This is a genomic window from Mixta hanseatica (assembly GCF_023517775.1).
GTDB classification, from domain to species: domain Bacteria; phylum Pseudomonadota; class Gammaproteobacteria; order Enterobacterales; family Enterobacteriaceae; genus Mixta; species Mixta hanseatica.
Genome location: NZ_CP082904.1, coordinates 2159450 through 2178352, shown reverse-complemented (window position 1 = coordinate 2178352; position 18903 = coordinate 2159450). Strand labels below are relative to the sequence as shown.

12 protein-coding genes and 2 pseudogenes are annotated in these 18903 nt (G+C 56.1%); 12 read left to right on the top strand and 2 right to left on the bottom strand.

The window, feature by feature from the left end:
* The first annotated feature begins 56 nt into the window (after positions 1–56).
* The gene (locus K6958_RS10530) at positions 57–482 is read left to right on the top strand and encodes a MarR family winged helix-turn-helix transcriptional regulator (protein WP_249891070.1); all 426 of its coding nucleotides are present in this window, start codon (positions 57–59) and stop codon (positions 480–482) included.
* A gap of 375 nt (positions 483–857) precedes the next feature.
* The gene (locus K6958_RS10525) at positions 858–3203 is read left to right on the top strand and encodes a membrane-bound PQQ-dependent dehydrogenase, glucose/quinate/shikimate family (RefSeq protein WP_249891069.1); all 2346 of its coding nucleotides are present in this window, start codon (positions 858–860) and stop codon (positions 3201–3203) included.
* A 60-nt stretch (positions 3204–3263) separates the two neighbouring features.
* On the opposite strand, the gene K6958_RS10520 is transcribed toward K6958_RS10525, so the two are convergent.
* Positions 3264–3845 (bottom strand): flavin reductase family protein, encoded by a 582-nt coding sequence (locus K6958_RS10520; RefSeq protein WP_249891068.1) that lies wholly within the window; start codon positions 3843–3845, stop codon positions 3264–3266.
* 238 nt (positions 3846–4083) lie between these two features.
* Here K6958_RS10520 and K6958_RS10515 point away from each other — a divergent pair, with 238 nt between their 5' ends.
* The 7 genes from K6958_RS10515 (at position 4084) to narI (ending at position 14917) form a co-directional block, all read left to right on the top strand.
* Positions 4084–5061, top strand: coding sequence for an Rpn family recombination-promoting nuclease/putative transposase (locus K6958_RS10515; RefSeq protein ID WP_249894663.1), 978 nt, complete (start codon positions 4084–4086; stop codon positions 5059–5061).
* Positions 5062–5231: 170 nt separating this feature from the next.
* The gene (gene araJ, locus K6958_RS10510) at positions 5232–6410 is read left to right on the top strand and encodes an MFS transporter AraJ (RefSeq protein ID WP_249891067.1); all 1179 of its coding nucleotides are present in this window, start codon (positions 5232–5234) and stop codon (positions 6408–6410) included.
* Between the two features lie 398 nt (positions 6411–6808).
* On the top strand, positions 6809–8191 hold the full coding sequence (gene narU, locus K6958_RS10505; protein ID WP_249891066.1) for a nitrate/nitrite transporter NarU: 1383 nt from the start codon (positions 6809–6811) through the stop codon (positions 8189–8191).
* Between the two features lie 84 nt (positions 8192–8275).
* The gene (locus K6958_RS10500) at positions 8276–12016 is read left to right on the top strand and encodes a nitrate reductase subunit alpha (RefSeq protein ID WP_249891065.1); all 3741 of its coding nucleotides are present in this window, start codon (positions 8276–8278) and stop codon (positions 12014–12016) included.
* Positions 12013–13545, top strand: a complete 1533-nt coding sequence (gene narH / locus K6958_RS10495; RefSeq protein ID WP_249891064.1) for a nitrate reductase subunit beta — start codon at positions 12013–12015, stop codon at positions 13543–13545. The genes K6958_RS10500 and narH overlap by 4 nt, the downstream gene beginning before the upstream one ends.
* Positions 13545–14240 carry a nitrate reductase molybdenum cofactor assembly chaperone gene (gene narJ, locus K6958_RS10490; RefSeq protein WP_249891063.1) on the top strand — a complete coding sequence of 232 codons (696 nt, stop codon included), beginning with the start codon at positions 13545–13547 and terminating at the stop codon, positions 14238–14240. Before narH ends, narJ begins: the two co-directional genes overlap by 1 nt.
* Positions 14237–14917, top strand: a complete 681-nt coding sequence (narI, locus tag K6958_RS10485; protein ID WP_249894662.1) for a respiratory nitrate reductase subunit gamma — start codon at positions 14237–14239, stop codon at positions 14915–14917. Before narJ ends, narI begins: the two co-directional genes overlap by 4 nt.
* Positions 14918–15198: 281 nt before the next feature.
* On the opposite strand, the gene K6958_RS10480 is transcribed toward narI, so the two are convergent.
* Positions 15199–16098 carry a LysR family transcriptional regulator gene (locus K6958_RS10480; protein WP_249891062.1) on the bottom strand — a complete coding sequence of 300 codons (900 nt, stop codon included), beginning with the start codon at positions 16096–16098 and terminating at the stop codon, positions 15199–15201.
* Positions 16099–16228: 130 nt separating this feature from the next.
* Here K6958_RS10480 and K6958_RS10475 point away from each other — a divergent pair, with 130 nt between their 5' ends.
* The 3 genes and pseudogenes from K6958_RS10475 to K6958_RS10465 all read left to right on the top strand — a co-directional run.
* On the top strand, positions 16229–17542 hold the full coding sequence (locus tag K6958_RS10475) for an amidohydrolase (protein WP_249891061.1): 1314 nt from the start codon (positions 16229–16231) through the stop codon (positions 17540–17542).
* Positions 17543–17549: 7 nt separating this feature from the next.
* A pseudogene (locus K6958_RS10470) lies at positions 17550–17861 on the top strand (amidohydrolase); the annotation flags it as partial.
* 171 nt (positions 17862–18032) lie between these two features.
* A pseudogene (locus tag K6958_RS10465) lies at positions 18033–18887 on the top strand (AbgT family transporter); the annotation flags it as partial.
* Positions 18888–18903 lie beyond the last annotated feature (16 nt).

Below are 18903 nucleotides of genomic sequence, written 5' to 3'. Positions count from 1 at the left end.
CGTTTGGTCTGATGGCTCTATAATGGCGCTCTGATTATTTATGGGAAGAGCGGCCAATGCCTTTAACGCTGAATAAAGAAGCTTTTCATTTAATGCGTCAGCTGTTTCAGGAGCATACCGCTTACTGGCAGCAGCTGTTGCCGGACCTGACCAAACCGCAATATTCAGTACTGCGGGCGGTGGCGGAAAAACCGGGCATTGAACAGGTGGAACTGATTGAGGCTGCCGTCAGCACCAAAGCGACGCTGGCAGAAATGCTCTCGCGACTTGAAAAGCGCGGCATTTTACGGCGTGAGCACGCGCCAGAGGATAAGCGTCGCCGCTTTGTTTTTCTTACGCCAGAGGGCGAGCAGCAGTTACAACAGGCGATTCCGTTAGCCTGTAAAGCTGACCAGGCGTTTCTTAACCGGCTCGAACAACGCGAGCAGGATGAATTTGTGCGACTGTTGGGCAAGATGGCGCTGGCAGAAAGCAACAAGTAGCCCCGTTGCAGGGACAGGGCAATTGATTAATTGCCTGCATCTCTGGAGATCCGGGCGAAGATTATCCAGGCGAAAAACCTTTCAGTATCAGTAGATCGTCTCTTCGCGAATGCTCATTTTTAGCATTACGCGGCAATTCTTTTCTATGTTTTACAACCTGTCTAATTATTTTCGCTAATTTATTAATTTTGATACGGCGCTGGCGGCTGCGCAGGGTGCCAGCCGCGCTGTTTTAGCCATTAATTCATCAAAATATCTAAACAGATAAGATTTAGTTTAATTTTATTGCTCATGTATCGAAGTTAAAATTGTGTTTATTTGATGTAATGTTTTTTGAAATTAATTTCAGTTTTTGTAAATTGTTACGAGGGAAACATGCTTAACAAAATTACCGGGATAGCGATCGCCCTGATCGGCGTCGCTATGCTCTATATGGGCGGCAGGTTATTACTGCTTGGGGGGAGCCCATTCTATGCCGTGATGGCCGTCGGCCTGCTGATTATCGCTATTACGCTGGCGATGAATAAAAAAATCGCCTTAACGGCCTGCGCCGTTTTGCTGTGGATTACGCTGTTCTGGATTATCTATGAAGTTGGCTTCGATAAATGGCAGTGGATCCCGCGTGGCGATATCCTCGGCCTGATCGGCGTCTGGCTGGCGATGCCGTGGGTGGTGCGCCCGCTAACCGGACGCAAATTTCATCCGCTCCTCGGCTCTACGCTGATCATCATTATCGCGGTGGTGATTGGCCTGATGTTCTACGATCCGCTGCCGCAGGAAGGGAATATTACCAACGCCCGCCAGCCTGGCAGCACGGATGTAGCGCACGGTGACTGGGTCGCTTACGGCGGCACTAACAACGGCCTGCGCTTCTCGGCGTTAAACCAGATTAATAAGCAAAACGTGAATAATCTGGAGGTCGCATGGACTTACCATACCGGCGATCTGCGCAAAAGCGATGATGCCAGTGAATATACCTTTGAAGCGACGCCGCTGAAGGCCAACAACACCCTCTATTTCTGTACCCCGCATAATGAAATTCATGCGCTGGTGCCGGAAACCGGCAAGCTGAAATGGAAATATGTGCCGCAGCAGGATCGATCTTATCTGCAGCAACATCAGACCTGTCGTGGCGTGAGCTACTACGAAGCCAGCGCCGCGCAGCCGCAGGATAATGCGCCGGCAATCTGCCGCAAGCGTATCTTTAACGCTACCACCGATGCCAAACTGGTGGCGCTGGATGCGGATACCGGTAAACGGTGCGCCGATTTCGGGCAGGATGGCATTGTCGATCTGTGCGCGAATATGGGCGACATCCGCCCGCATGCGCTGATGCAGACTGCCGCGCCGCTGGTGGCAGGCAATCTGGTTATCGTTGGCGGCTCGGTGATGGATAACGGCTTCGACAAGGGCAACCCGTCCGGCGTGATTCGTGCTTATGACGCGCAAAGCGGCCGGCTGGTATGGAATTTCGATCCGGCTAATCCAGAGCAAACTCAACCGATCGCCGCTAACCAGAACTATCCGTACGATACGCCGGTGGCCTGGGGCACGCTGAGCGCCGACCTGCACAACGGTCTGGTCTATGTGCCGTTTGGCAACGCCTCACCGGATGAGCTGGGTATCGAGCGTGATGCCAACAGCAATACCGAGAAGTTCCGTGATGCGCTGGTCGCCCTGGATCTGCGGACCGGCGCCTTTAAATGGCGTTTCCAGAGTTCTAACCACGATCTGTGGGATCGCGATAATCCCTCGCAGCCGTCACTGCTTGATATCAATTATCAGGGCAGTAAACAGCCGGTGGTGATCCTGCCGACCAAAACCGGCAACCTGTTTGTGCTTAACCGCCTGACCGGTCAACCGGTTTATCCGATCAAGCAGGTTCCGGTCTCTACCGATGGCGTGCCTGGCGAAAAATTTGCTGCGACCCAGCCGGTCTCCAGCCTGAACTTCCTGCCGGAACCGCTGAGTGAAAAATCGATGTGGGGCATTACGCCGTTCGACCAAATGGCCTGCCGTATTGATTTTAAATCGCTGCGCTATGACGGTAATCCCTGGACGCCATCTACCGAGCAGGGATCGATTGTGTTCCCGGGCAACATCGGCGTGTTTAACTGGGGTTCTGTGGCGGTGGATCCCGAGCGTCAGATTCTGGTCGCCTCGCCGGTGCGTCTGGCCTATAAATATACGCTGATCAAGCGTACGCCGGAGACGGCCACTAAACGCATGTTCACCCAGGATGGCCAGCCTTACTGGAATGAAAACTTCCACGGCGACTACGCCATTCATATCCAGCAGTTGGCCTCTAACCTGGGGATCCCCTGCATCGCGCCGCCGTGGGGACGCATGGTGGGTGTGGATCTGAAAACCGGTAAGACAGAATGGCTGCGCCGCGTAGGCACCACGAAAAACCTGAGCACCAGCTTCCTGCCGGGCCGCTTCCCCATCGGTTTCCCGATGGGAATGGTGGCGCACGGCGGTCCGCTGGTGACGGCGGGTGACGTGGTATTCCACGGCGCGACGGCGGATAACTTCTTCCGCGCTTATGATATCAATACCGGCAAGCTGCTGTGGCAGACCGAGCTGAGCGCTGGCGCACAGGCGACGCCGTCGACCTGGCAGGGCAACGATGGCAAGCAGTATGTAGTCATCGCCGCAGGCGGCCACGGCTCGCTGGGCACCAAACAAGGCGACAGCGTAGTGGCGTTCCGTTTGAAATAACCCGCGCAGTAAAGAAAAAAGCGCCCGTAAGGGCGCTTTTTTTATCGCTGTATCTGAGGTTCAAAGCGGCTTTGCCTGCACCAGCGGCCCGCTGGTGACAAAGCTGCCCGCGCCCAGATGATGCAGCGTATGGTGCTCAGGGTGTTCGGCAGAGAACTGCCAGCGACCCTGATTGAAAATACGCGTATCGGCGGCGGCGGCAACCACCTCGCCAAACAGCGTATCGTATTGCTGCTGCGCCTCGGTTTCCGGCAGCAGACGACACTCCAGCCAGGCGGCGCAGCCCTGTTCAATCACCGGCAGGCCCAGCTCCGGCCCGCCTAGCGCCTCAATACCATAGCGCGCAAACTTATCCTCATCACGCCCGGAAACGCTGCCGACCGCCCAGGTTAAATCGGCAATGGCCGCGGTAGGCACACAGATGGCGAACGCCTGATTTCGTTCAATGATTTCACGCGACCAGGCGCCTTTATCCACCACAATAGCAATGCGCGCCGGAACAAACTCAACCGGCGTTGACCAGGCGGCGGCCATAACATTACGTTTGTCGGAGGCGGCATCGAAACTGGTGATCAGAACGGTAGGGCCGTGGTTAAGCAGACGGCTGGCGTGATTGAGCGCGACGGGCTGAAAGTATGACATCGTTCACCTTATAAAAAGCGGCGGAGCCGCGTTGTTTTCTTGTGGGCAAGCATAGCGGAAAGCCGTCGCGGCTGGCTAAACCGAAGTGGTCATCTTAACAAATGGTCGGATTTAATTGTCCATCAGCGCGGTTAAGCCTGATTGCGAGCGATACCGCAAACCAGGAGAAACAGCCGCTATCCAGGCCGCTATCCAGGTATAATCAGCCGGGTAAACCATCAGCCCAATGGAGCAGGGGATGTTTGAAAGAAATGCGCAAGCAAAGAACAGCAAAAGGATTACGCCAACGCCACATGACCTGGTTTTTAAGCAGTTTTTAACTCATCCCGAGAGTGCCCGGGATTTTATACAACTGCATTTGCCAGCAGACTTACAGGCGCACTGCGATCTCAGCACGCTAAAGCTGGAATCAGGCAGTTTTGTCGAAGAGCGTCTGCGTCCATACTTCAGCGATGTGCTTTACAGTCTGCAAGCCGTTTCCGGCGATGCATACGTTTATGTATTAATTGAACATCAATCCACGCCGGATAAGCATATGGCCTTCCGTCTTATCCGCTACGCGGTAGCGGCGATGCAGCGCCATCTTGATGCTGGACATAAAGAACTCCCGTTGGTAATTCCGATATTGTTCTATACCGGCAGGCAAAGCCCCTATCCCTATTCAGTTAGATGGCTGGATGAGTTTACCGATCCCGTAATGGCCGAAAAGCTCTATAGCAATGCATTTCCTTTGGTTGATGTGACGGTTATTTCTGATGACGATATTATGAAACACCGCCGCATGGCCGCGCTTACCCTATTGCAGAAACATATTCATCAGCGTGACCTGGCTGATCTGCTGGACAGGTTGGCGACGCTGCTGATGACAGAGCACATGACAGGACAGCAACTGGTTTCATTGATAAACTACCTGCTACAGACCGGCGAAACATCAAACGCAGAGGCCTTTGTTCGCCAACTGGCACAGCGGGTGCCACAACACGAGGACGATCTGATGACCATCGCACAGCAGCTTGAACAGAAAGGGATCGAGAAAGGGATCGAGCAGGGCATCGAAAAAGGGATTCAGCTTGGCCGTCAGGCAGGGCGTTCCGAAGGCGTACGCGAAGCCACAATCAAAATCGCGCGCAACATGCTGCAAAACGGTATCGATCATCAAACCATCATTAAAATGACCGGCCTATCAGCAGAAGAGCTGGCGCAAATGCAACACTGATTTTATTCCCTTCAGCGCACGGTTTAGACGGCGCGGGCGCAGGGCCGCTATCTCCTCATGTTGGCGAGCGTCAGCGATTAGCAAGTTTATTAATAACATCACCAGAATCGTGAATGCGCGGCTTAACCCTCCCATGCCACTATAAGGAAAATGGATAAAGGGTTAGCGGTATGAACAAAGTGATTATTTCCCTGGCGCTGGGAACATTTGGGCTGGGCATGGCCGAGTTTGGCATTATGGGGATCCTGACCGAGCTGGCGCACGACAGAAAAATCCCGGTTGCGGCGGCAGGTTATATGATCTCTTATTATGCGCTCGGTGTGGTTATCGGCGCGCCGATGATGGCGCTTTTTTCTAATAAGTTCTCGCTGCGATCCATTCTGCTCTTTTTGGCGGCGCTGTGCGTTATTGGCAACGCCATTTTCACTTTCTCCTCTTCGTATATCATGCTGGTTATTGGCCGACTGGTTTCCGGCTTTCCGCACGGCGCGTTTTTCGGCATCGGCGCGATTATCCTGACAAAAGTGATTAGCCCTGGAAAAGTGACCGGCGCGGTAGCGGGTATGGTCTCCGGAATGACGCTGGCGAACCTGATTGGTATCCCGCTGGGTACTTTTTTGAGCCACGAATTCAGCTGGCGCGCCCCTTTTTTACTCATTTCCCTGTTTGATATCGCGGTACTGGTTTCGATTATTTTCTGGATCCCTGATATTTCTGATAATGCGCCGACCAAACTCAGTGAACAGTTCCATTTCCTCAAATCAGCCGCGCCATGGCTGATTTTTCTGGCGACCCTGTGCAGCAATGCTGGAGTATTTGCCTGGTTCAGCTATATCAAACCGGTGATGATCGCTGTTTCAGGTTTTCCGGAAACCAGTATGCCGCTGATTATGATGCTGGCCGGGCTGGGGATGGTGCTGGGAAATATGGTCAGCGGGAAATTATCCAGCCGCTTTTCACCGCTGCGTATTGCCGTTATGACCAACCTCACGATTGCCGTCGCGTTAGCGCTGATCCTGGTGCTTGCCTGGCATAAAGGCGCCTCGCTGAGCCTCGCGTTTATCATCTGTGCCGGGCTGTTTGCGCTCTCCGCGCCGCTGCAGATCCTCCTGCTGCAAAATGCCAAAGGCGGCGAGATGCTGGGCGCGGCGGGCGGGCAAATCGCCTTTAATCTGGGCAGCGCGGTGGGCGCTTTCTGCGGCGGCATGATGCTGAATGCGCTTTTTCCCTGGAACTACGTCGCACTGCCTGCCGCTCTGCTGTCATTATCGGCCATGCTGTCACTACTGTGCTATAGCCGTCTGCAATCCTGTTCCGCATTAGGTACTGAAGCGGGCGCGGCGGGCTGAAAGTGTGATAGCGTTCAATTAAACAGCAGCGGCAGGGCCATGCTAATTTTCTCTGCCGCACGCCTGACGTAAAACCAGGCCGATCTGTGAAAGCCTCTCTGCCATAGGCAAAATTATGCCATTTATCAGTGTTCTGTTCAGAGCAGAGAGGCTAACAGGCGCAGAAGGATTTCGCCGGCCTGCTACCGACAGTAGGGGGGGTAACTCTTTTTAGCTAGCCGCTGGGTTTAATTTAAATTATTGTATTTAAATAGCTATTTTTGTTCCCCTGCCTAATTGTTACCTTCGTCATAATTTCGTATTGATTATTGATCACTCTAAATAACCCGACTACGCTTACGGGAATTTGTCGCTTTGCTTCATTCCGTCTTCATTGAATCCAGGCTGGGAACGTGAATATGGCTACACATGAGAAATCGACGCATGCCGCGCTGCGCGGCTGGGATGCCGAAAACCCACGCTACTGGGAAAAGAGCGGCAAAAAGATTGCGCAGCGTAATTTATGGACCTCTGTTTTTGCTCTGCTGTTAGCCTTCTGCGTCTGGATGTTATTCAGCGCCGTGGCGGTAAACCTGAATAAGGTCGGCTTTCATTTCACCACCGATCAGCTGTTTCTGCTTACTGCGCTGCCTTCACTTTCCGGCGCGATTCTGCGCGTGCCTTATTCCTTTGCGGTGCCGCTGTTTGGCGGACGGCAATGGACGGTGATCAGCACCGCCATTCTGATTATCCCTTGCGTCTGGCTGGGCTTTGCCATTCAGAACCCCGCGACGCCGTACGGCGTATTTATTGTAATTTCACTGCTGTGTGGTTTTGCCGGCGCGAACTTTGCCTCCAGTATGGGAAATATCAGTTTTTTCTTTCCCCGGGCGCGTCAGGGTAGCGCGTTAGGAATTAACGGCGGGCTGGGTAATTTAGGCGTCAGCGTGATGCAGCTGTTAACGCCAGTGGTGATCTCGCTACCGATTTTTACTTTCCTTGGCGTGCACGGCGTAGAGCAGCCGGACGGTAGCCGTCTGTGGCTGGCTAATGCCGCGTGGCTGTGGGTGCCGCTGCTGCTGATTGCGGTGCTGGCCGCCTGGTTCTGCATGGATACGCTGGCGGGCACGCAGGCTTCGCTACGCGAACAGCTTACGGTACTGAAACGCGGTCATATGTGGCTGCTGAGCCTGCTCTATCTGGCGACGTTCGGATCTTTTATCGGTTTTTCCGCCGGTTTCGGCATGCTGGCAAAAACGCAGTTTCCCAACATCGATATTCTCAAGCTGGCCTTTTTCGGGCCGTTTCTCGGCGCGCTGGCGCGATCGGCGGGCGGCATTATCTCCGATAAGCTTGGCGGTATCCGCGTAACGCTGGTGAACTTTATTCTGATGGCGCTGTTCACGCTGCTGCTGTTTTCCACGCTGCCGGGTTATGGCACCGGCAGTTTTACCGCTTTTTACGCCGTGTTTATGGGACTGTTCCTGACCGCAGGCCTGGGCAGCGGCTCTACTTTCCAGATGATCGCGGTCATCTTCCGCACCTTGACGCGCAAACGGGTGCTGGCGGAAGGCGGCAGCGAAGCCCAGGCGCAGCATATCGCGGTTACCGAAACCGCTGCGGCGCTGGGCTTTATCTCTGCCATCGGCGCGATCGGCGGTTTCTTTATTCCTAAAGCCTTCGGCACGTCGCTGGCGATGACCGGCTCGCCGGTCGGGGCGATGAAAGTCTTTCTGGTTTTCTACCTTGTCTGCATATTGGTGACCTGGCTGGTTTACGGGCGCCGCTTTTCTCAAGGCTAATCACGGCATCTTCTTCGACCTGTTTTTCAGGTTGTGCAATTTGAGCCATGTAACCGCAGGGAAACTCTCTGCCAGGAGTGGGTAATGAGCAAGCTAGTGGACAAGTTTCGCTATTTCCGCCAGAAAAGCGACTCCTTCTCGGATGGACACGGGCAGTTGATGAACAGCAACCGCGATTGGGAAGACAGCTATCGCCAGCGCTGGCAGTACGACAAAATCGTAAGATCGACCCACGGCGTAAACTGTACCGGCTCCTGTAGCTGGAAAATTTATGTCAAAAATGGGCTGGTCACCTGGGAAACGCAGCAGACCGACTATCCGCGCACCCGTCCCGATTTACCTAACCATGAGCCGCGCGGCTGCCCACGCGGCGCCAGCTACTCCTGGTATATCTACAGCGCCAACCGGCTGAAATATCCGCTGGTGCGCAGACGGCTGGTGGAACTGTGGCGCGAGGCGCTGGCGCAGCATGGCGATCCGGTGCTGGCCTGGAACGCCATTGTCACCGATCCGGAAAAAAGCCGCAGTTATAAACAGGCGCGCGGGCACGGCGGCTTTATCCGCTCTGACTGGAAAGAGCTGAATACGCTGATCGCCGCCGCCAATATCTGGACCATTAAGCACTGCGGCCCCGATCGCGTCGCTGGTTTTTCACCCATCCCGGCGATGTCGATGATCTCCTACGCTGCCGGCACGCGCTATCTTTCGCTGATTGGCGCCACCAGTCTGAGCTTTTATGACTGGTACTGCGATTTGCCGCCCGCCTCGCCGATGACCTGGGGCGAACAGACCGACGTGCCGGAATCGGCCGACTGGTATAACTCCAGCTATATCATCGCCTGGGGGTCAAACGTACCGCAGACCCGTACGCCAGATGCCCATTTCTTTACCGAAGTGCGTTACAAAGGCACCAAAACCATCGCCATTAGCCCGGACTATTCAGAAGTCGCCAAGCTGTGCGATCAGTGGCTGTCGCCGAAACAGGGGACCGACAGCGCGCTGGCGATGGCGATGGGCCATGTGATCCTGAAAGAGTTCCATCTGAATAACCCCAGCGAATATTTTCTCAGCTATGCGCGGCGCTATACCGATATGCCGATGCTGGTGCTGCTGGAGCCAGATGAAAGCGGCTATTACACATCGGGCCGGCTGCTGCGCGCCGCCGATCTCACCGATGCGCTGGGCGAAGCCAATAATCCGGACTGGAAAACCGTGGCCCTGAGCGCCAGCGGCGATCTGGTGGTGCCAAACGGATCCATCGGTTTCCGCTGGGGCGAAAAGGGGAAATGGAACCTGGAGCCGCAGGCGGCAGGCAGCGAGGTAGAACTGCGCCTCTCGTTGATTGACGATCGCGACGAGGTGGTCTCAGTCGCCTTTCCCTACTATGGCGGTAACGAAAACCCTAACTTCCGTCATGTGAAGCAAGAGCCGGTGCTGCTGCATCAGCTACCGGTGAAGCATATTACCCTGGCGGACGGCAGCGCTGGACGCGTGGTGACGGTATACGATTTGATGCTGGCGAATTACGGGCTGGATCGCGGGATGGACGATGCCAACTGCGCGCAAAGCTACGATGATATCAAGGCCTATACGCCTGCCTGGGCGGAGCAGATCAGCGGCGTGCCGCGTAAAAACCTGGAACATATCGCGCGCGAGTTCGCCGAGACCGCCCATAAAACGCGTGGGCGCTCAATGATTATCGTCGGTGCCGGTCTCAACCACTGGTACCACATGGATATGAACTACCGCGGCCTGATTAACATGCTGGTCTTTTGCGGCTGCGTAGGGCAAACCGGCGGCGGCTGGGCGCACTATGTCGGCCAGGAGAAGCTGCGGCCGCAAACTGGCTGGATGCCGCTGGCCTTTGCGCTGGACTGGGCGCGGCCGCCGCGTCAGATGAACAGCACCTCTTATTTTTACGCGCATGCCAGCCAGTGGCGTTTTGAGAAACTGAGCATCGGCGAGCTGCTGTCGCCTATCGCTCAGAAACAAAAATTCACCGGCCAGCTGATCGATTTCAATGTCCGCGCCGAGCGTATGGGCTGGCTGCCTTCGGCGCCGCAGCTGAACACCAACCCGCTGCGCCTCGCCGGGCTGGCGAAAGAGGCGGGACAGTCGCCGGTGGATTACACCGTCGACGCGTTGAAAAGCGGCAAACTGCGCTTCGCCTGTGAACAGCCGGACGACGGCAATAACCATCCGCGTAATCTGTTTATCTGGCGATCCAATCTGCTCGGGTCCTCCGGCAAGGGCCATGAGTACCTGCTGAAATATCTGCTGGGCACCGACAGCGGCATTCAGGGGGAAGAGTGCGTGGGCAAGGGCGATGCTATCCCGGAAGAGGTGGAATGGCAGACCCAGGCGCTGGAGGGCAAGCTGGATCTGCTGGTAACGCTCGATTTTCGCATGTCCACCACCTGTCTCTACTCGGACGTGGTGCTGCCGACCGCCTCCTGGTATGAGAAGGATGATATGAACACCACGGATATGCATCCGTTTATTCATCCGCTTTCTGCCGCGGTCGATCCGGTCTGGGAGTCGCGCTCGGACTGGGAGATCTATAAAGATATCGCTAAAACCTTCTCCACGCTCTGTGTGGGCCATCTGGGCAAGGAAACCGATGTCGTGCTGCAGCCGATTCAGCACGATTCGCCCGCCGAACTGGCCCAGCCCTACGACATCAAAGAGTGGCATAAAGGCGAGTGCGATCTGATCCCCGGCAAAACCGCGCCCAATATCATCACGGTTGAACGCGACTATCCGGCCACCTGGGAGCGCTTTACCTCGGTTGGCCCCCTGCTGGAGAGCATCGGTAACGGCGGCAAGGGGATTAACTGGCAGACGGCCAATGAGGTCGAGCTGCTGCGTAAGTTGAACTATGTGAAGGCGGATGGCCCGGCGAAAGGGCAGCCGATGATCAACAGCGCTATCGACGCGGCGGAGATGATCCTGACGCTGGCGCCAGAGACCAATGGCCAGGTGGCGGTAAAAGCCTGGGAAGCGCTGGGCGAGATCACTGGCCGCGAACATACCCATCTGGCGCGCCGCAAAGAAGAGGAGAAAATCCGCTTCCGCGATATTCAGGCGCAGCCGCGCAAAATTATCTCCAGTCCCACCTGGTCCGGCCTGGAGGATGAGCATGTCTCTTATAACTCCAGCTATACCAACGTGCATGAGCTGATTCCGTGGCGCACGCTTTCCGGACGTCAGCAGCTTTATCAGGATCATCCGTGGATGCGCGCTTTTGGCGAAAGCCTGGTCTCCTATCGTCCGCCGATTGATACGCGAAGCGTCACCCAGCTACAGCATATTCCGTCGAACGGTTTCCCGGAAAAGGCGCTGAACTTCCTGACGCCGCATCAGAAATGGGGCATTCACTCTACCTACAGCGAAAACCTGCTGATGCTGACCATGTCGCGCGGCGGACCGATTATCTGGATGAGCGAGGATGACGCGCGTGAGCTACGGATCAAGGATAACGACTGGGTAGAGGTGTTTAACGCCAACGGTGCGCTGACCTGTCGCGCGGTGGTGAGCCAGCGCGTGAAGCCTGGCTCCACCATGATGTATCACGCGCAGGAGCGCATCACCAATATCCCCGGTTCGGAGGTAACCGGCATTCGCGGCGGCTTCCATAACTCCGTGACCCGCATCTGCCCGAAACCCACCCATATGATCGGCGGCTATGCACATCTGGCCTACAGCTTTAACTATTACGGCACCGTCGGCTCTAACCGCGACGAGTTCATCATGATCCGCAAAATGAAAAACATCAACTGGCTGGATGGCGAAGGCCAGGACCAGGTGCAGGGGGAAGCGCAATGAAAATACGTTCACAGGTCGGGATGGTGATGAATCTCGACAAATGCATTGGCTGTCATACCTGCTCCGTTACCTGTAAAAACGTCTGGACCGGACGCGAAGGCATGGAATACGCCTGGTTTAATAATGTGGAAACCAAGCCGGGCATCGGCTATCCCAAAGCCTGGGAAGATCAGGACAAATGGAAGGGCGGCTGGATCCGTAAAATCAACGGCAAGCTGGAGCCAAGGCTGGGCGGCAAAGCGGGCGTCATGGCTAAAATCTTCGCTAACCCGGAAGTGCCGGGCATTGATGATTACTACGAGCCGTTCAGCTTTGACTATCAGCATCTGCATAACGCCAAAGAGGGTAAATATCAGCCGATCGCCCGCCCGCGTTCGCTGATCAGCGGGCAGCGCATGAAAAAGGTGGAGTGGGGACCGAACTGGGAAGAGATTCTTGGCGGCGAATTCAGTATGCGCTCGCAGGACAGCAACTTCGTGGCGATGCAGAAGGAGATGTACGGCCAGTTTGAAAACACCTTTATGATGTATCTGCCGCGCCTGTGCGAACACTGCCTGAACCCCAGCTGCGTGGCTACCTGTCCCAGCGGCGCTATCTATAAGCGCGAAGAGGACGGCATCGTACTGATTGATCAGGACCGCTGCCGCGGCTGGCGCCTGTGCATCAGCGGCTGCCCCTACAAAAAAATCTACTTTAACTGGAAAAGCGGGAAATCGGAGAAGTGCATTTTTTGTTATCCACGTATCGAATCCGGCATGCCGACCGTCTGTTCAGAAACCTGCGTTGGCCGTATCCGCTATCTTGGCGTGGTGCTGTATGACGCCGACCGCATTGCCGATGCCGCCAGCACCGAGCATGAAACCGATCTCTATGAGCGTCAGCTTGACGTGTTTTTGGATCCCAATGACCCGGAAGTGATTGCGGAAGCGCTGGCGCAGGGCATCCCGGAAAACGTGCTGGACGCGGCGCAAAAATCGCCGGTCTGGAAGCTGGCGATGGACTGGAAACTGGCGCTGCCGCTGCACCCTGAATACCGTACCTTGCCGATGGTCTGGTACGTGCCGCCCTTGTCGCCGATTCAGTCGGTGGCTGACGCGGGCGCGCTGCCGATGGATGGCGCGCTGCCGGCGGTGGAAACGCTGCGCATTCCGGTGCAATACCTGGCGAACCTGCTGAGCGCTGGCGATACCGCGCCGGTGCTGCGGGCACTGAAAAGAATGATGGCGATGCGCCATTACAAGCGCGCGCAAACGGTGGATGGCGAGACCGATACCCGCGCCATTGAGCAGGTTGGCCTGAGCGTGGCGCAGGTGGAAGAGATGTATCGCTATTTGGCCATCGCCAACTATGAGGATCGCTTCGTGATCCCCACCAGCCATCGCGAGCTGGCGGCGGACGCTTTCCCGGAGCGCAACGGCTGCGGCTTTACCTTTGGCGACGGCTGCCATGGCAGCGACAGCAAATTCAACCTGTTCAATAGCCGCCGCATCGATGCCATCAATATCACCCACCGGGCGGAGGGCGAATAATGCTGATGCTTAAAGTGATTGCCCTGCTGCTGGAGTACCCGGATAAGACGCTGTGGGAGGAGAGGGAGGAGCTGAAAGCGCTGGTGGCGCAGCAGGCGCCAATGCTGCAGTCGTTTGCCAGCCACTGGCTCAGCGGCGAGCTGCTGGATCGGCAGTCGGAGTGGTGTGAAACTTTCGATCGCGGCTGCGCCACCTCGCTGCTGCTGTTTGAGCATGTACATGGCGAATCACGCGATCGCGGCCAGGCGATGGTCAATTTGCTGGCGCAGTATGAGCAGGCGGGGCTGCTGCTGGACTGCCGCGAGCTGCCGGACTATTTGCCGCTTTATCTGGAGTATCTGAGCCAGCAGCCAGAGATGGCGGCGCGCGAAGGGCTGTTGGATGTGGCGCCGATTTTGGCGCTGATTGGCGGGCGGCTACAGCAGCGCGCCAGCGCTTTTAGCCAGCTGTTCGATACGCTGCTGATCTGGGCGGGCAGTCCGCTGCGCAGCAGCAGCGTGGCCGGACAGGTCAGCAAAGAGCCGCGCGACGATACCCGCCAGGCGCTGGATGCCGTATGGGAAGAGGCGCAAATAAAATTTATCGACGACCGGGCGCAGGCGTGCGACACCTCACTGGAAAAAGCGCATCAGCAGCGTTTTCAGCAGCAGCCCATCCCGCAATATCTGGATTTGTCAGCCGGAGGATCGAAATAATGCACTATCTGAACATCTTCTTTTTCGATATCTATCCCTATCTGTGCGGGACGGTGTTTCTGATCGGCAGCTGGTTACGTTATGACTATGGGCAGTACACCTGGCGCGCCGGATCCAGTCAGATGCTGGATAAAGGCAACTTCCGTCTGGCCTCGAACCTGTTCCATATCGGGATTATCGGCATTTTCTTCGGTCATCTGTTTGGCCTGCTGACGCCGCACTGGGTCTATGAACCGTTCCTGGAGATCGCCACCAAGCAGAAACTGGCGATGATCGCCGGCGGGGTCTTTGGCCTGATGGCGCTGGTGGGCGGGTTAATGCTGCTGAAACGCCGCATGTTTAATCCACGCGTGCGTGCCACCTCAAGCCGGGCTGATATTGTGATTCTGGGGATTTTGATGACGCAGCTGATCCTCGGCCTGACCTCTATTCTGTTCTCGCTACGCCACCTGGACGGCGTGGGAATGATGAAACTGGTGGGCTGGGCACAGTCGGTAGTAACCTTCCAGGGTAACGCTTCTACCTGGCTGGATGGGGTTGAATGGATTTATCGCGTTCATCTGGTGCTGGGGATGACGATTTTCCTGATCTTTCCTTTCACCCGTCTGGTTCACGTCTGGAGCGCGCCGTTTGAATACTTTACCCGCCGTTACCAGCTGGTGCGGGCTCGCCGCTAGAACATAAAAAAATCCGGCACCGTGGCAATGAAGCGGTGCCGGACGACGAAAAGCGTCTACAGCAAAAAGGGTTACACAGGAACTCGTTATTAAAGTTAGTAAAGATTACCTGGAAAGCAATATCCATATAGGCTGTATGGATATTTTTTATCCGGTTATTGCTGGCCCTGAAAGCGACTGGTTCTCCTAACGCTTTTATAAACAGCAACTTTCGCAGCGCCTGACAAGCTGGCCTGTGGCCGCTTTTTCACCGCTATCTGCAGGTTTTAATTTTGCCGGGTTCAGCGCTGACAGGAGCGGCGAAACAGCTGAGCCATATGCGCGCTCATCGGCGTAAGGGCGGTATCCTTACGCTGGATAAGGTAAAAGGTCGCCTGTGGCAGCGGCTCGTCCAGCTCCAGCGCCGTCAGATGTTGACTTAACAGCGGATCATCCAGCACATCGACGGAAAGGATGGTGACGAAATCACTTTTCGCCACCAGGCTGACGCAGGCCATAAAGGTTTCACACGTCACCACAATATTGGGCGCTATGCCGCGCTCAGCGAACATGTCATGCAGCAGACGATAATAGCTGCCCCGGGGCGTCGGCATCGTCCATTCACACTGTTGTAGCTCAGCCAGCGATCGCGCCTTCTCCATCGGATGGCCTTTGCGTACCGCCACTTTATATTTGCGCTGCATCAGCCGTTCGCAGGTTAACTCCTGATCGAGATGGCTACGATCGTAGGTGCTGATAGTAAAATCCAGTTCTCCCTGACGCAACTCCGGGATCATTGAGACCAGTTGCCCCTCAACGATGCGCACTTTTACCAACGGATATTCCCGATGAAACTGGGTGATGACCTGCGGCATCAGCGTGCGCGCCACGCTGCCGCCCACACCGATATTTACCTGACCGCCCGCCAGCCCCAGCCGCTGCTGAATATCCTCCTGAGCCACGCGTAATTCCTCCAGCACCAGACTGGCATGCCGAAAAAAGTTATCACCCATATCGGTAAGCACCACGCCCTGCTGCCGACGGATAAACAGGCGCGCGCCCAAAAACAGCTCCAGCTCCTGAATCGATTTAGTAAGAGCCGGCTGGGAAAGCCCGGAGATGCGGCTGGCGGCACGAATGCTGCCCTGACGCGCCACCTGAACAAAAGCGCGCAACTGATGAAGTTTAAGGTTTGCTGACATCGTTTGGTTGATAACCATTGTTTATCAGGAGCAAGGTTTTGGCATCTTACGTTGCCGCAGGGCGTTGTGTAAATTCGAACCAGCGCATAAAAAACCAACAGTAAGGATATCCTGATGAAAACCCTCTCCGATGAAAACCCTCTCCGATCACGTCAGCGTGCTGGTGCCGAAGCTGCAAAACTGGCGCCGCGATCTGCATCGCTTTGCTGAATCTGGCTGGCTGGAATTCCGCACCGCCACTCTGGTAGCTGAAGAGTTACGTCAGCTGGGTTATCAGCTGCAGTTGGGACGTGAAGTGATTGCCGCCGAGGCGCGCATGGGCTTGCCGGATGCGGAAACGCTACGGCAGCAGGAGGCACGGGCGCTCGCTCAGGGCGCGCTGGCGCAGTGGCTGCCACATTTCTCCGGCGGTTTTTGCGGTATTGTCGCCACGCTGGATACCGGCCGCCCCGGTCCGGTAATGGGCTTTCGCGTCGATATGGATGCGCTCGATCTCAATGAAAGTCAGGCGGCGGATCATCTGCCGCAGCGCGAAGGTTTCGGTTCCTGCAATCCCGGCATGATGCATGCCTGCGCGCACGATGGCCATACAACCATCGGCCTTGGCCTTGCCACCGTGGTGATGGCGATGAAGGTGCAGCTGTCCGGTGTCATTAAACTGATTTTTCAGCCAGCCGAAGAGGGCGTGCGCGGCGCAAAAGCGATGGTGGAAGCGGGCGTGGTTGATGATGTCGATCTCTTTACCGCCATTCACCTCGGCACCGGCGTCCCGGCGGGCGAACTGGTGTGCGGCAACGACAGCTTTCTGGCCACCACCAAGCTGGATGTGCATTTTACCGGTGTCGGCGCCCATGCGGGCGGCAAGCCGGAAGCGGGGCGTAACGCGCTACTGGCCGCGGCGCAGGCCACATTAGGGCTGTATAGCCTGCCGCAGCACAGCGGCGGCGTGGCACGGATTAACGTTGGCGTATTGCAGGCCGGTAGCGGACGCAATGTCGTGGCGGATACGGCCCTGATGAAACTGGAAACGCGCGGCGTCAGCAATCAGGTGAATGATGATATTTACCAGCAGGCGTTACGGGTTATTGCTGGCGCAGCGGCGATGTATGGCGTGGAGTATCAAGTGAAACTGATGGGCGCAGCGCGCAGTTGCACCCCGACGCAGCCCTGGGTCGATTTTATTCATCAGCAGGCGGTCGCGCTCGGTGAGTTCAATTCGGTAATCGATCGCACCGCCCAGGCGGCAGGCTCGGAAGATGCCACCTACATGATGGAGCGCGTGAAGCAGCGCGGCGGCCAGGCAACCTATCTGATTTTCGGCTGTGATCTGGCGGCCGGTCATCACAACGCCAGGTTCGACTTTAATGAGCAGGTGATGGCGACCGCCGTTAAAACCCTGGCGACGCTGGCGCTTAATCAGGCGCAGTTTGGAGGCGGCCAATGAATGCGGATTGAATACCGGCGCGAATTTTCTGCGTGAGCATATTGTCCCGGAAGCGCGTCTGCACTATGCCGTCACTAACAGCGGCGGCGTATCGCCCAATGTAGTGCAGGCGGATGCTGAGGTGCTCTATCTGATCCGTGCACCAGAGTTGCCCCAGGCGCAGACAATCTATCAGCGCGTGATCAGGGTAGCCGAAGGGGCAGCGCTGATGACCGATACGCAGCTCACGGTGCGCTTTGATAAAGCCTGCTCTGACTATGTTCCGAACCGCACGCTGGAGGCGGTGATGGCACGCTACTTGCAACATTTTGGTCTGCCGCGCTGACGGCATACCGCGCTGCCCGGGTACGCAGCGCGCAACCTTATATTTGTCCTGTCCCGGAAGGCGTAAAGCCTTCAAAACTGGCCAACTGAGCCGCGACCGCGCCAGCAGGCGCGGACCGATAAAAAAAGAACATCATGCAAATACAACATAAACGAGGACATAACGATGGAAGCGACATCGGAGAACCCTAGCCCCGGGAAGGTATTCAGTTGGATTGAGCGCATCGGCAATAAGGTGCCGAACCCCTTTTTGTTGTTTGTTTATCTGATTCTGGTGCTGATGGTCGCCACCGCCATTATTAGCAGCTTTGATCTGGCGGTGAAAAACCCGACCAATGGCGAAATGGTGCGCGTCAATAACCTAATGAGCATTGCCGGTTTACAGTGGATCCTGCCGAATATTATTAAAAATTTCAGCAATTTTACCCCGCTGGGCTCGATTCTGGCGCTGGTTATCGGCGCCGGTCTGGCGGAGAAGGTGGGGCTGTTGCAGGCGCTGATGGTTAAGCTGGCTTCGCGGGTCAGTCGGCGTTATGCCAGTTATATGGTGCTGTTTATCGCTTTTTTCAGTCATATCTCCTCTGATGCTGCGCTGGTGGTAATGCCGCCGCTTGGCGCGCTGATCTTTTTGGCGGTGGGTCGCCATCCCGTCGCCGGGCTACTGGCGGCGATTGCCGGGGTTGCCTCTGGTTTTACCGCCAACCTGCTTATCGTGACCACCGATGTGCTGCTGTCCGGCATCAGCACCGAAGCGGCAAAAGCGGTCAGCGATACCGTGCATGTTAGTGTGATTGATAACTGGTTCTTTATGGCCACCTCGGTGATTGTTTTAACTCTCGCCGGCGCAATTCTGACCGATAAATTCGTCGAGCCGCGTCTGCCGCAGTGGCAGGAGGGCAACGGCGAGCGCCTGGCGGCGCTGACCTCGCTGGAAAACCGCGGTTTGCGTGCCGCCGGCAATGTGCTGATATTCCCTTATCCGCTGGTGTTTTTTATCACTTGGATCGCACTGCTGCTGGTCTGGTATCTGCTTGGGC

Coding starts and splice junctions, on each gene's coding strand:
- narU (WP_249891066.1), top strand. CDS start 6,809: ATGGCTACACATGAGAAATCGACGCATGCCGCGCTGCGCGGCTGGGAT.
- K6958_RS10480 (WP_249891062.1), bottom strand. CDS start 16,098: ATGTCAGCAAACCTTAAACTTCATCAGTTGCGCGCTTTTGTTCAGGTG.
- narH (WP_249891064.1), top strand. CDS start 12,013: ATGAAAATACGTTCACAGGTCGGGATGGTGATGAATCTCGACAAATGC.
- K6958_RS10475 (WP_249891061.1), top strand. CDS start 16,229: ATGAAAACCCTCTCCGATCACGTCAGCGTGCTGGTGCCGAAGCTGCAA.
- K6958_RS10515 (WP_249894663.1), top strand. CDS start 4,084: ATGTTTGAAAGAAATGCGCAAGCAAAGAACAGCAAAAGGATTACGCCA.
- K6958_RS10500 (WP_249891065.1), top strand. CDS start 8,276: ATGAGCAAGCTAGTGGACAAGTTTCGCTATTTCCGCCAGAAAAGCGAC.
- araJ (WP_249891067.1), top strand. CDS start 5,232: ATGAACAAAGTGATTATTTCCCTGGCGCTGGGAACATTTGGGCTGGGC.
- K6958_RS10520 (WP_249891068.1), bottom strand. CDS start 3,845: ATGTCATACTTTCAGCCCGTCGCGCTCAATCACGCCAGCCGTCTGCTT.
- K6958_RS10530 (WP_249891070.1), top strand. CDS start 57: ATGCCTTTAACGCTGAATAAAGAAGCTTTTCATTTAATGCGTCAGCTG.
- narJ (WP_249891063.1), top strand. CDS start 13,545: ATGCTGATGCTTAAAGTGATTGCCCTGCTGCTGGAGTACCCGGATAAG.
- K6958_RS10525 (WP_249891069.1), top strand. CDS start 858: ATGCTTAACAAAATTACCGGGATAGCGATCGCCCTGATCGGCGTCGCT.